The 11,424-nt window shown below is 60.8% G+C and carries 13 protein-coding genes; 6 read left to right on the forward strand and 7 right to left on the reverse strand.

The genetic code is table 11. The features are described from left to right. Nucleotides 1-24 precede the first annotated feature (24 nt). Nucleotides 25-1,026, reverse strand: coding sequence for a glutathione S-transferase family protein (locus ABNH18_RS15300; RefSeq protein WP_349383674.1), 1,002 nt, complete (start codon nucleotides 1,024-1,026; stop codon nucleotides 25-27). A 180-nt stretch (nucleotides 1,027-1,206) separates the two neighbouring features. Further along, nucleotides 1,207-1,794: an FMN-dependent NADH-azoreductase gene (locus ABNH18_RS15305; protein ID WP_349383675.1), complete on the reverse strand. Its 588-nt coding sequence runs from the start codon at nucleotides 1,792-1,794 to the stop codon at nucleotides 1,207-1,209. A gap of 138 nt (nucleotides 1,795-1,932) precedes the next feature. Here ABNH18_RS15305 and ABNH18_RS15310 point away from each other — a divergent pair, with 138 nt between their 5' ends. Then, nucleotides 1,933-2,832: a LysR family transcriptional regulator gene (locus ABNH18_RS15310; RefSeq protein WP_349383676.1), complete on the forward strand. Its 900-nt coding sequence runs from the start codon at nucleotides 1,933-1,935 to the stop codon at nucleotides 2,830-2,832. A 105-nt stretch (nucleotides 2,833-2,937) separates the two neighbouring features. Further along, entirely contained in the window at nucleotides 2,938-3,465 is a 528-nt protein-coding gene (locus ABNH18_RS15315) for a DUF4136 domain-containing protein (protein WP_349383677.1), read from the forward strand. On the opposite strand, the gene ABNH18_RS15320 is transcribed toward ABNH18_RS15315, so the two are convergent. Together ABNH18_RS15320 and ABNH18_RS15325 are read right to left on the reverse strand one after the other, a co-directional pair. Next, nucleotides 3,449-4,756: an ATP-binding protein gene (locus ABNH18_RS15320; protein ID WP_290517132.1), complete on the reverse strand. Its 1,308-nt coding sequence runs from the start codon at nucleotides 4,754-4,756 to the stop codon at nucleotides 3,449-3,451. The two genes, ABNH18_RS15315 and ABNH18_RS15320, sit on opposite strands and share 17 nt — an antisense overlap. Further along, the gene (locus ABNH18_RS15325) at nucleotides 4,756-5,418 is read right to left on the reverse strand and encodes a response regulator (protein ID WP_063519776.1); all 663 of its coding nucleotides are present in this window, start codon (nucleotides 5,416-5,418) and stop codon (nucleotides 4,756-4,758) included. Before ABNH18_RS15325 ends, ABNH18_RS15320 begins: the two co-directional genes overlap by 1 nt. A gap of 111 nt (nucleotides 5,419-5,529) precedes the next feature. On the opposite strand from ABNH18_RS15325, the gene ABNH18_RS15330 reads away from it, so the two are divergent. Together ABNH18_RS15330 and dsbG are read left to right on the forward strand one after the other, a co-directional pair. Next, the gene (locus tag ABNH18_RS15330; protein ID WP_349383678.1) at nucleotides 5,530-6,339 is read left to right on the forward strand and encodes a prolipoprotein diacylglyceryl transferase family protein; all 810 of its coding nucleotides are present in this window, start codon (nucleotides 5,530-5,532) and stop codon (nucleotides 6,337-6,339) included. Continuing rightward, complete coding sequence (gene dsbG, locus ABNH18_RS15335) at nucleotides 6,336-6,893, forward strand: thiol:disulfide interchange protein DsbG (RefSeq protein ID WP_349383679.1); 558 nt, start codon at nucleotides 6,336-6,338, stop codon at nucleotides 6,891-6,893. The genes ABNH18_RS15330 and dsbG overlap by 4 nt, the downstream gene beginning before the upstream one ends. Before the next feature lie 64 nt (nucleotides 6,894-6,957). Here dsbG and ABNH18_RS15340 read toward each other — a convergent pair whose 3' ends face one another. Genes ABNH18_RS15340 through pyrR form a run of 3 tightly spaced genes read right to left on the reverse strand, consistent with a single transcriptional unit; the run spans nucleotide 6,958 to nucleotide 9,801 of the window. Next, nucleotides 6,958-8,250: a dihydroorotase gene (locus tag ABNH18_RS15340; RefSeq protein ID WP_349383680.1), complete on the reverse strand. Its 1,293-nt coding sequence runs from the start codon at nucleotides 8,248-8,250 to the stop codon at nucleotides 6,958-6,960. After that, nucleotides 8,237-9,271 carry an aspartate carbamoyltransferase catalytic subunit gene (locus ABNH18_RS15345; protein ID WP_349383681.1) on the reverse strand — a complete coding sequence of 345 codons (1,035 nt, stop codon included), beginning with the start codon at nucleotides 9,269-9,271 and terminating at the stop codon, nucleotides 8,237-8,239. Before ABNH18_RS15345 ends, ABNH18_RS15340 begins: the two co-directional genes overlap by 14 nt. A 2-nt stretch (nucleotides 9,272-9,273) precedes the next feature. Further along, nucleotides 9,274-9,801: a bifunctional pyr operon transcriptional regulator/uracil phosphoribosyltransferase PyrR gene (gene pyrR / locus ABNH18_RS15350; RefSeq protein WP_349383682.1), complete on the reverse strand. Its 528-nt coding sequence runs from the start codon at nucleotides 9,799-9,801 to the stop codon at nucleotides 9,274-9,276. Between the two features lie 272 nt (nucleotides 9,802-10,073). Between pyrR and ABNH18_RS15355 the strand changes: the two genes are divergently transcribed. Then, nucleotides 10,074-10,667: a cytochrome b gene (locus ABNH18_RS15355; RefSeq protein WP_349383683.1), complete on the forward strand. Its 594-nt coding sequence runs from the start codon at nucleotides 10,074-10,076 to the stop codon at nucleotides 10,665-10,667. 24 nt (nucleotides 10,668-10,691) lie between these two features. Then, on the forward strand, nucleotides 10,692-11,282 hold the full coding sequence (locus tag ABNH18_RS15360) for a YceI family protein (protein WP_349383684.1): 591 nt from the start codon (nucleotides 10,692-10,694) through the stop codon (nucleotides 11,280-11,282). Nucleotides 11,283-11,424 lie beyond the last annotated feature (142 nt).

Raw genomic sequence — 11,424 nt, forward strand, 5'->3', positions numbered from 1 at the left:
TTTCTCGCCGTTATCAGCTCATAGCTAGCCACTGATTTTTCTTTCTCCCAGGCGTTCGCGGCCGTGGGGCGAGGACCAGTCCAGCTGTGGGCCGATAGAGATAATTCCGTGGGGATTCACCGTCGGGTGGCTACAGAAATAGTGATGACGGATATGCGCCATATTCACGGTGTCTGCCACACCGGGCAGCTGATAAATATCTTTCAAAAAACTTTGCAGATTCGGGTAGTCACTGATGCGCTTTCGGTCACACTTGAAATGCGTGACGTAGACCGAATCAAAACGAACCAGCGTGGTCCATAAGCGTATGTCCGCTTCGGTCAGTGTATTACCGACCAGATAGCGGCTTTTCGCCAAGCGCTCTTCCAACTCATCAAGACGTTCAAACAGAGTCACAACTGCTTCGTCGTAGGCCTCCTGGCTGGTGGCAAAACCGCTCTTGTACACGCCGTTATTCACGTCGTGATACACCCGCTCATTGATGGCATCGATGTCCGCCCTGAGCGCTTGCGGATAGTAATTCCCCGGCGTGGCGCCCAGATCATCGAAGCTGGTGTTAAGCATGCGAATAATCTCTGCGGATTCATTGCTGACAACGGTTTCGCGCTGCGTGTCCCAAAGCACCGGAACGGTCACGCGGCCGGTGTAGTGGTTATCCGCTTTCAGGTACAGCTCATACAGTTTGCTGAAACCGTACAGGGCATCCCCCGTGGCACCGTCAAACCCGTCATCCAATTCCCAACCGCTCTCCAGCATATGCGGATGCACCACGGAGACGCCGATGTGATCCTGCAAGCCTTTCAAGGCACGCACGACCAGAGCGCGATGGGCCCAGGGGCACGCATAGGACACATACAGATGATAACGCCCACTTTCTGCCGCAAAACCGCCATCGCCCGATGGACCGGCGCTACCGTCAGCCGTTACCCAGTTGCGAAACTGGCTTTCTGAGCGTTTGAAACGCCCACCGGTGCTTTTGGTGTCGTACCACTTATCCTGCCATTTTCCGTCGACTAACAGTCCCATGATGTCTCCTGATCTTTGTACCGGGCTTCAGCATGCTTGAGTTGAAAATTCAAAGTTTAAAGTTGAAACGCGGACGAGGTTATCGTATCTGGAAGGTGCTACCCGCGATTATCGATAACGGCGCGGGCACAAACGTTCAAAACCCTTGCGCGCCTGCCCGCGCTTTTCAACTTTCAACTTTCAACTAACTGCGGCCTTCGCTTCTTCCAGAGCCTTCTTTTTGACATCGTCGCCCATGTTGAGCCCTTCCGCGTAAACGAAGTTCACGTCAGTCATGCCAATAAAGCCAAAGAACAATTTGATATACGGGGTAACCGTATCGTTGTCGGTGCCGGCATAAATACCACCACGGGCCGCCAGCACCGTCACCGGCTTGCTGTCCAGCAAACCCTGCGGGCCACTTTCGGTGTAGCGGAAAGTAACCCCCGCCCGTGCCACATGATCAATCCAGCTCTTCAGCTGGCTGGGAATACCGAAGTTGTACATGGGCAGGCCAAGCACGATGTGATCCGCCGCTTTCAGTTCGTCAATCAGTACCATGGAAAACGCGTCCACCGCCTGTTGATCATCGCTACGCTGATCCGCCGGGGTAAAGAAGGCCCCGACGCGCTCGCCGTCCAGGTGCGGAATCGGGTCTGTGGAGAGATCACGGACCACCACCGTGGCATCAGAATGTTGCGCTTTCAGCGCCTCCACCTGGGTGTTGACCAGCGCGGACGAATTACCGTTATCGCCGAAAACACTGCTTTTAATGACCAGAATATTCATGACATCAACTCCTTTACCTGTCTTATGGTGCAGTCGGCGCCAACGCACCGAGTCGATTGTTTCGATAGACCTATTGTGGTTTCAGTAAATACGATATAAAACGGGATAAATCTGCACATTTAGCTCAGGAATTTCGATATGTCAGCCAGGATCACGCTAGACCAGTGGCACGCGCTGCTCGCCGTGGTGGATGAAGGCGGCTACGCCAGCGCCGCCGAGGCGCTGGACAAGAGCCAGTCGGCGATCAGTTACGCGGTGCAGAAAATCGAAACCGAGCTGGGGGTTCGCGCCTTCACGCTGGAAGGGCGCCGCGCCAAACTCACCGAAACCGGGCAAATGCTGTACCGCCAGGCCAAGGTCCTGGTGGAGGAAGCCAGCCGCATCGAAGGCGCCGCCATCCAGCTTAGTCAGGGCTGGGAACCCCTGGTCCGGGTAGCCGCCGACGGCCTGTTTCCCCAGCATTGCATGCTTTCCGCCCTGGATGCCTTCGCCCAGCACAGCCCGCTGACCCGGGTGGAATACAGCGAAACCATTCTGTCCGGCTCCGATGAAGCCCTGCTGCGCAAAGAAGCGGATGTGGTGGTTGGCGGGCGCGTTCCGCCAGGTTTTTTTGGCGACCCGCTAATGCGCGTGCGCTTCCTCGCCGTCGCCGCCGCCGACCACCCGCTGGCCCAGGCAGAACAACTGACCCACGAAGATCTCCGCCAGCACCGCCAGATCGTCATCCGCGATTCCGGCAGCCGCCGCATTGATTCCGGCTGGCTGGGCGCTGAACAGCGCTGGACTGTCACCCATGCCTCCACCCGCATTGCCGCTATCCGCCGCGGACTTGGCTTTGCCTGGGTGCCGGAAGCGGAAATTGGGGATGGCCTGGATACCGGAGCGCTCAAGGTGCTGGCGTTGGATGAAGGCGTTGAGCGCATGGTGGATCTGTACCTGATCTACGCCGATGGACAGTACGCCGGACAGGCCGCGCGCTATCTCGGGGAACGGATTCGCGATGCTGCTGCCTTACCTTGTCCAGGGGTGACAGTGTGAACGCCTCGTCAGCCAGCCGCCGATTATCCACCGGTGACGATCCTCACCCGGAAATGACGCGTAAAGCGTAGAATAAGAGCATCAGCTCAACGTCAGGAGATTGCCATGCAACGCTTACCGATCCAGGCACTACTGGTGCTCGCCACTGCACTGCTGCTCAGCGCCTGCGTCAGCCCGGTGGTGATCGACAGCCAATCCGGTACCGATCTTCAGCAATACCGCACCTACGCCTTCGTCCCCCAAGACGAAGACAAGCCCCGCGAGCTGGATGACCAACGCGCCCAGGCTGCCCTGAAACAGGCGCTGGCCGCCAAGGGCCTGACGGCCACCGCCGCGGGCCAGGCCGATGTGCAAGTGAAGCATTTCTTCAAGCGGGAGCAACGCTACGATGGCTCCACCTTTCAGTTTGGCTTCGGCCTTACCCGCAACAACATTGGCCTGGGCGCCAGCACCCCCACCGAGGGTGAAATCACCGAGGAATACAAACTGGTGGTGCAACTGATCGACCAGCAGAGCAAGGATGTGGTCTGGCAGGCAACCAGCCGCGACGAACTGCACGACGACATGAGCAGCGAGCGCCGCAGCGCGCACATCGAAAAAGCCGTCGAGGACATGTTCAAGCGCTACCCGTAAGCGGCCAGCTCAAGGTTGCGCGGAGCCCGGCGCCGGCACGGTTTTCCAGCGCCAGTTGACCGCCACTGCGGGCCATCACCGAGGCAACAATAGCCAGCCCCAGTCCGGTTTGCCCCCGATCCCCCCGGTGCCCACGCGTGCACAAGGCCTCCGCATTGGCCGTTATCCCCGGCCCCTGATCTTCCACATGGATGTGCAGGCCAGACGCATCTGCCACCACCCGAATCCACACCGGCTCACCCGGCGGCGTATAGCGCAACGCGTTCTCCAGCAGGTTGCGTAATGCCAGGCTGGCCAGGGAAGGGGACGCCAACTCCATTCCCGCACACGTCACGTCATCCCGCTGCACTGCCGCACGCTGCGGATGCCCGGCGAGCTGGGCCAGACTGTCATCGATAACTTCCTGCACCGGGCGCGGACAACTCTGCGGCACCCCATCCAGGCGGGCCAGCGCCAACAGCTGCTGCAGGTTATCTGCCATTCGCGAGCTGGCGTTTTCCGCCGCCGCCAGTGCCGCCATAGCCGGTGCATCCGGGGGCAACTTCAAGCGGGCCACCTGCAACTGGGTTTTCAGGGCAGCCAGTGGCGTACGCAGTTCGTGGGCCAGATCGTCGGTCAGGCGCCGCTCGCGCAACAACGCTTGCCGTGCCTGATCAGCCCAGCGGTCCAGCGCCGCCACCAGGGGCACCAACTCCGTGATCCCGGCCGCGCTGGGTGTCGCTGACGCCGCCTGCACCGGGCGCGACTCAAACTCCTTACGCACCGTGTCCAGCGGCGCCAGGCCGCGGCTCACGGCCCAGCGCACCGCCAACCACGCCCCCAGCAGGGCCAGCAACAATCCCACCAGCAATGCCCAGGCCAGAGTCGCCAGCAACGATTCACGCACCGCCATGGGTTCGGCGGTGGCAACCCGTACCTGCCCCTGGCTGACGGTATAAACGCGCCAGCGCTCACCCGCCAGGGAGCGCTCTGTAAAGCCGTCCTGGCTGCTGGCAAGGTGGGCGGACGGCGCGCCGCCGGAGCGCGCCAGAATCTCGCCACGCAAGTTCATCACCTGGCAAAACAGCCCGCTATTTACCACCGCCTGCAGCTCCGGCTTGGCAGATAACGCCGGTGCACTGGCATTGGCCATGGAGGCCACCATCCGTGCAGACGCCGCCAGACGCTGGTCCAGCGCCGTGCCCAGATGCTGCTTGACGGTATTGTGTAACCACAGTGCCAGCAGCAGCCAGACGCTCAGCAAACTGAACGCCACCAGCCACAACACCCGGGAGCGCAGCGAGCGCGCCATCACGACGGCGCCCCCAGGCGATACCCGCCACCGCGCACGGTTTCCACAATGCCGCTGCCCAGCTTGCGGCGCAGGTTATGGATATGCACCGCCAGCGCATTGCTCTCCACGCCATCCACCCAGCCATAGACACGGTCGGCCAGCTGGTCCGCCGTGAGTAGCCGACCCCGGCTTTGCAACAAGGCAAGCAACAACGCCATCTCCCGCCGTTGCAATTCCACCTCCTGATCCGCCAGCCAGACCTGCTGGCGAAACGGGTCCACCCGTACCCGGCCATGTTCAATCAACGGACTCGCCTGGCCGCGACTACGGCGCAGCAGTGCCTGCAAACGCGCCGCCAGTTCGCCCAGATCAAACGGCTTGACCAGGTAATCATCGGCACCACGCTGCAAGCCATCAATGCGGTCCTGCACCGCGTCCCGGGCAGTGAGGATCAATACCGGCGCAGTGAGCCCGGCGTCGCGCCACTGGCAAAGGGCCTGGCCCCCATCCTGGTCAGGCAGCCCCAGATCCAGCACCAGCGCATCGAACTCCACGCTTTTCCAGGCAGCCAGCCCTTCCCGCGCACGCGTCACCCAGGCCACGGTAAACCCCATGGCCTGCAGCCCGGCCTGAATACCATCACCCAGCAAGGCGTCATCTTCGATCAATAAAATATGCATGTGGCTCTGACCCGGTTAGGCTGCGCAAGTTGCAGCCCAGTGTCGGTGCCACCGGTTAACCCACGGTTAATGCGGCCGGGGCACACTGGCGCTTCCCTGACTGGAGATACCGTGGACGCTGTCATTATTGGCCCCCTCGCGCTGCCGGCAGGCACCTTCGTGGTCCTGATCGGGTTTCTCGCCGCCACCCTGACCAGCCTGTGGTGGCAACGGCGTGGGCAACACATCGAAGCAACGCTCTGGCGGATTGCCATCACTGCCGTGCTCGGCGCCCGCCTGGCGTTCTTATTGCGCTATAACAGCCAATATGAATCCTGGCTGGCCATGCTGGATATCCGTGACGGGGGCTGGTGGTGGCCCGGAGCATTACTGGCGCTGCCGGTGCTGGCCGTCAGCCTTTACCGGCAGCGCCATGTTCGCGCCGCGCTGGTGTCCGCCAGTGCCGCAGCGCTGCTCAGCATGACGTTGGCATTTGCCGCACTGGAAGCCTTGTCGCCAACGCCCAGCACACTACCGGAGGTCACCCTGTATAACCTGCAAGGAGAGGCCACCACACTGGACGTCGCATCCAGCGGGGTAACGCTGGTGAACCTGTGGGCCTCCTGGTGCCCGCCGTGCCGGCGGGAAATGCCCGTGCTTGAGGCCGGGCAACAGCGCTATCCCGGCGTTCGCTTTATTCTTGCCAATCAGGGAGAAAACCCCAATCAGGTCCGCCAGTACCTCACCGAAGGGCAGCTGCACTTTGAGCACCTGTTACTGGACCCACATACGGACCTGGGCCGCTATGCGGGCAATCGTGGCCTGCCGCTAACCCTTTTATTCGATCAGCAGGGCCGGGAAGTAGGGCGCCATTTTGGCCCCCTGTCCGACGCCAGCCTGCATCACTTCCTCAGCCAACACCTTACGGGAGACACTCCATGATCAAACCTGCTGCCTTGCTGCTCACCCTGCTGATGCCACTGATCGGTCAGGCCAACGACGAACCCTCCATGGACAGCCTGCTGGCCAAGCTGGAAGCCAGCACCTGGGTAGCTGAAGGTGCACAGCAGCCGCAACGGGTGGCTTATGTGTTCACGGATATGGCCTGCCCCTACTGCGCCAGATTGTGGGAAAACATGCAGCCGATGATCGAAGACGAGGACAACGTGTTGCAGGTACGCCACATTATCGTCGGGCTGATCAATCCCAAACGCAGCTTTACTCAAGGCGGTGCCGTGCTGGCCGCCCCGGACCCGACCGCCGCCCTGGCTGAGCACGAGGCGCACTACGATGACGGCGGTATCCGCCCACTGGAGCGGGTCCCCGCTGCCATCCGCAGCCAGATCCAGAACAACACCGCACTGATGATCGGGCTGGGCCTGCAGGGCACGCCGGCCCTGATTTTTCAAGACAGGGAAGGGCGCTGGCGCGTGGCACCGGGGGTGATCGGGGAAGCCGATCTGAGGGGGGAAGTGTTTCAGCTGAACAAGGGGTAAGCCGCACTTTGTAGGCGTTCTCTTCCAGGGAACGCCTACAGCGGCTTCGTAGCTGGCCGCTGACTCAATCCGACAGCCAGCTCACCTTGCCCTGACACACCGTCAGTTTCACGCTGCCCTTGAGCTGGGCATTGCGCCAGGGGGAGTTGTTGCCTGCGGACAGCCAGTCTTCGCAGAGGTCCTTGACGCCCGCCGGGTCCAGCACACAGAGGCTGGCGGGGCGACCGGTTTCCAGCTGGCCAGCCTGGATTCCCAGGCAACGGGCCGGGGCCGCGGTGACCGCATCCAGGGCACGTAACAGGTCCAGCTTGCCCTCGTCCACCAACTGCAACACCAACGACAGCAGCACATCCAGCCCGGCCATACCCGGCTTGGTGGCCGGGAACGGTGCCGCCTTGCTAGAGGAGCCAATGGGCGTGTGCTGAGAACAGATAGCGTCGATGGTGCCATCGGCCACGGCCTCCAGCAGGGCCTCCCGGTCCGCGGCGCTGCGCAGGGGCGGAATCACATGGCAGTGGCTGTTGAAACCTTCCAGCGCCGACTCATCCAGCAGCAGGTGCTGGATGCTCACATCCGCTGTCACCGGCAGGCCCCGCCGTTTGGCGGCGCGCAGTAAGCGCAGGGAATCACGGCTGGAGATCTGCTGGAAGTGCGCCCGCACCCCGGTAGCTTCAACCAACAGCAGGTCGCGGGACAGGTCCACACTTTCTGCCACGGCGGGGATACCGGGCAAACCGAGACGGGTCGCCACCGGCCCCTCGTGGGCACAGCCCCCGGCGCTAAGCGCCGAATCCTGCGGACGGAACATCACCGGCAGATCAAAGGTGGCGGCGTATTCCAGGCTCCGCTTGAGCACCAGCGCATTAGCCACCTTGCCGCCGGCATTGCCTACGGCTATACACCCCGCGCGGGCCAGGGTCGACATCTCTGCCAGCTGTTCGCCCAGCAAACCTTGAGTCATGGCCGCAATCGGCATGATCCGGGCAAACCCGGCCTGGCCGGCCTGCTCACGGATCAACCGCACCACCGCGGTGGAATCCACCGGGCCACAGTCGGGCTGGGCGGCAAGATGGGTAATCCCCCCGGCAGCGGCCGCACGAGTTTCGCTGGCGATATCGCCAGTGCGACCGCTTCCCGGCAACGACAGGTGCACACAGGCATCCACCAGACCGGGCAACACCCAGAGGCCATCGGCCTCGACAATATCGGCCCCCGGCGCATCCAGGCTGGCGCCGATACGGGTCAGACGGCCATTCTCGATTAGCAGGTCCGCCACATCATCCCGGCCACTGGCCGGATCAATCACCCGCCCTTTACGGATCAGGATATGGGCGCGGTTACGGTTAGCGCTGGCCACGGGCACCTCCTGTTCCTTCTACCGGGGCGACCAAAGCACTGTTGTCACTGTCCTGGCCACTGATCGCCATGGACATGACGGCCATGCGCACGGCGATACCAAAGGTCACCTGGTTAAGGATTACCGAACGGGGGCCGTCTGCCACTTCCGAGGCGATCTCCACGCCGCGGTTGATCGGGCCGGGGTGCATAACAATGGCGTCATCCTTGGCGAACTGGAGTTTGTCGTTGTTCAATCCGTAGAGCCGGAAGAACTCGCCTTCACTGGGCAGCAGCGCAGAGTCCATGCGCTCTTTCTGCAGGCGCAGCATGATCACCACATCCACGTCTTTCAGGCCCTGGGCCATGTCCGTGAACACGGTGGCGCCTAGCGCTTCGGCATCCACCGGCAACAATGTCTTGGGGCCAATCAGGCGCACTTCCTCGGCACCGAGGATGTTCAGCGCATGCACCTGGGAGCGAGCTACCCGGGAATGCAGGATGTCGCCGACAATGGCCACTTTCAGCCCGGCAAAACCGCCTTTGTAGTGGCGGATGGTATACATGTCGAGCATGGCCTGAGTGGGGTGGGCATGACGCCCGTCGCCAGCGTTGATCACCGCCACACTGGGGGTGACTTCGTTGGCAATGAAGAACGGCGCCCCGGAATCCTGATGGCGCACCACGAACATGTCCGCCGCCATGGCTTCCAGGTTGCGCAGGGTATCGAGTAGCGTTTCGCCCTTGCTGGTGGCCGATTTGGCAATATCCAGGTTGAGCACGTCCGCGCTCAGTCGCTGGGCGGCCAGTTCAAAGGTGCTGCGGGTACGGGTGCTGGATTCAAAGAACAGGTTCACCACGGTCTTGCCGCGCAGCAGCGGGACTTTCTTGATGGCCCGGCCACCCACATCCACAAAGCTGGCAGCGGTATCGAGAATGTCTTCCAGCAGGGAACGGGGGAGATGCTCAGTGGTGAGAAAATGGCGAAGCTTACCGTCGTCGGTAAGTTGTACGCGGGAGGATGGCGCAAGCGTCGACGTCATTCTTATGACCTTGTCTCTGTATCGTCCTCAACCACCAGATTGCGAATCTCGGCAATCAACGGAGAGGGCCCGCGTAATTCTACCCGTTGATGGGGTGGCAATGCCAAAGTTTCCCCACAAATATCGGCACGAATTGGCAATTGCCGGTGGCCGATGTCGAACAGCACCACCAGGGAGATAGACGCCGGGCGACCGAAATCGAACAGCTCGTTCATGGCCGCGCGAATGGTGCGCCCGGTCATCAGCACATCATCCACCAGCAAAATATGCTGGCCATCCACATCAAACGGCAGCTTGGAGGGTGTCACTTTCGGCTTGAGGCCTCGGGTATCAAAGTCATCCCGGTAAAAAGCCGGGTTCAGCGAGCCCAACGGCAGCGCCTCAGGCAAGCGCGCATTTAGCGCCTGCGCCACCCACGCACCCCCGGATTCGATTCCCACCAGCAGCGGCGCCTTGTCGCCAAAGCGGTCATTGATGGCCGCCGCCATGGCATCCAAGTGTGTCTGCAGTTGTTGCTCATCCCAGCTCAAGGCCGCTCTCCCTCATTCCATAAACCATAAGAGTAGCAGAAGGCCGGGCCGCTGAGGCAATTGAGGAGCCCCTGAAAAGCGGCAATCAACAGGACAGTCGATCAAACCGTTCAGTTTTTTGCGCTGTGTCCCGACTCGCAATGCCGACAAGCTAGTCCCAGCGGCATAACGCCTGTAAGTTTTGTATACGCCGGAACCTGACGCGCCGCGTGCACTCTGAACAACAAGGGATCGCCCAACAACACGGGCAGCAACACCGGAAGGGAACCACCATGAAACTGCGTAACGACCCGCAACGCTTTGGCGCTATTGCCTTGCTATTCCACTGGCTAGTGGCACTGGCGGTGATCGGCCTGTTCGCGCTGGGCTTTTATATGGTGGACCTGGGCTATTACGATCCCTGGTATCGCAAGGGCCCGGACCTGCACCGCAGCATTGGCATTCTCTTGTTTATCACCATGGTTCTGCGCTTGGGCTGGCGCTTTATTTCACCGCCGCCAGCACCACTGCCAACTCACAAGCCCTGGGAAAAAATCAGCGCCCATCTCACTCACTGGGCCTTGTATCTGTTGTTATTCGTGGCCATGGTCAGCGGCTATCTAATCAGCAGCGCCGATGGCTCTTCTGTGGCTGTGTTCAACTGGTTTTCCGTTCCTTCCGTGAGCGGCCATCAGACCGGCCTGGAGGACACCGCCGGGATGATCCACTATTGGGTTACCTGGGCGGTAATCGGACTCGCTGGCGTCCACGCACTGGCCGCCGTCAAACATCACCTTTTCGATCGCGACGATACCCTGCGGCGCATTCTCGGCCTGTCGCCGCGCGAGCCTTCACGCATCTCAACCAACACCCATCATCCTTCTTAATTATCACAACCGGAGCTTCAGCTTATGTTGACGTTATTGAAAAAAATTACCGTCCCCGCCCTGGCGCTACTGCTCAGCAGCATGGCGCTTGCCGACCAGCCCGGCGGTACCTACCAGTTCGACAAAAAAGGCGCCCACCAGTTTGTCACCTTTAAAATTTCCCACCTGGGCTACAGCTGGCTGTATGGCCGCTTCAATGATTTCAACGGCACCTTCACCGTGGACGCTGAAAACCCGGAGAACAGCCAGGTAACCGCCACCATCCAGACTGCCAGCGTGGACAGCAACCACGCCGAGCGTGACAAGCACCTGCGCGGCGATGATTTCCTGGATGTGAACGAGTACCCCACCGCCACCTTCAAGAGCACAAAAATTGAAAAAACCGGCGAGAAAACCGCAAAAATCATCGGCGACTTCACCCTGCATGGCGTGACCAAACCGGTAACACTGGATGCCAAAATGATCGGTTACGGCGATGATCCCTGGGGCGGCTACCGCATGGGCCTGGAAGCATCCACGACACTGACGCTATCCGACTTCGGCATCACCAAGAACTTGGGTCCGGCTTCAGAAACCGTGGAGATTATTATTTCTGTGGAAGGGATCAAGCAGTAAGTTCTGCTGGTTTCCGTAGATACCGTCTCTCCTAATGAACTACAACCCTCTCACATGGGTTGTGGTTCATATTCTTTCTGGTGCGCCAGTACGCCGTAAGCGATGTGCACCAGCTTTCTCATGGCGGCTCCAAGCGCCGACA

The sequence above is a fragment of the Alcanivorax sp. genome (assembly GCF_040118815.1).
Lineage (GTDB): Bacteria > Pseudomonadota > Gammaproteobacteria > Pseudomonadales > Alcanivoracaceae > Alcanivorax.

Excerpts from the sequence above, each read along its gene's own strand:
- ABNH18_RS15320 (WP_290517132.1), bottom strand. The coding sequence starts at position 4,756 with ATGGCGCGCTCGCTGCGCTCCCGGGTGTTGTGGCTGGTGGCGTTCAGT.
- ABNH18_RS15345 (WP_349383681.1), bottom strand. The coding sequence starts at position 9,271 with ATGACGTCGACGCTTGCGCCATCCTCCCGCGTACAACTTACCGACGAC.
- ABNH18_RS15355 (WP_349383683.1), top strand. The coding sequence starts at position 10,074 with ATGAAACTGCGTAACGACCCGCAACGCTTTGGCGCTATTGCCTTGCTA.
- ABNH18_RS15360 (WP_349383684.1), top strand. The coding sequence starts at position 10,692 with ATGTTGACGTTATTGAAAAAAATTACCGTCCCCGCCCTGGCGCTACTG.
- ABNH18_RS15310 (WP_349383676.1), top strand. The coding sequence starts at position 1,933 with ATGTCAGCCAGGATCACGCTAGACCAGTGGCACGCGCTGCTCGCCGTG.
- ABNH18_RS15305 (WP_349383675.1), bottom strand. The coding sequence starts at position 1,794 with ATGAATATTCTGGTCATTAAAAGCAGTGTTTTCGGCGATAACGGTAAT.
- dsbG (WP_349383679.1), top strand. The coding sequence starts at position 6,336 with ATGATCAAACCTGCTGCCTTGCTGCTCACCCTGCTGATGCCACTGATC.
- ABNH18_RS15300 (WP_349383674.1), bottom strand. The coding sequence starts at position 1,026 with ATGGGACTGTTAGTCGACGGAAAATGGCAGGATAAGTGGTACGACACC.
- ABNH18_RS15315 (WP_349383677.1), top strand. The coding sequence starts at position 2,938 with ATGCAACGCTTACCGATCCAGGCACTACTGGTGCTCGCCACTGCACTG.
- ABNH18_RS15325 (WP_063519776.1), bottom strand. The coding sequence starts at position 5,418 with ATGCATATTTTATTGATCGAAGATGACGCCTTGCTGGGTGATGGTATT.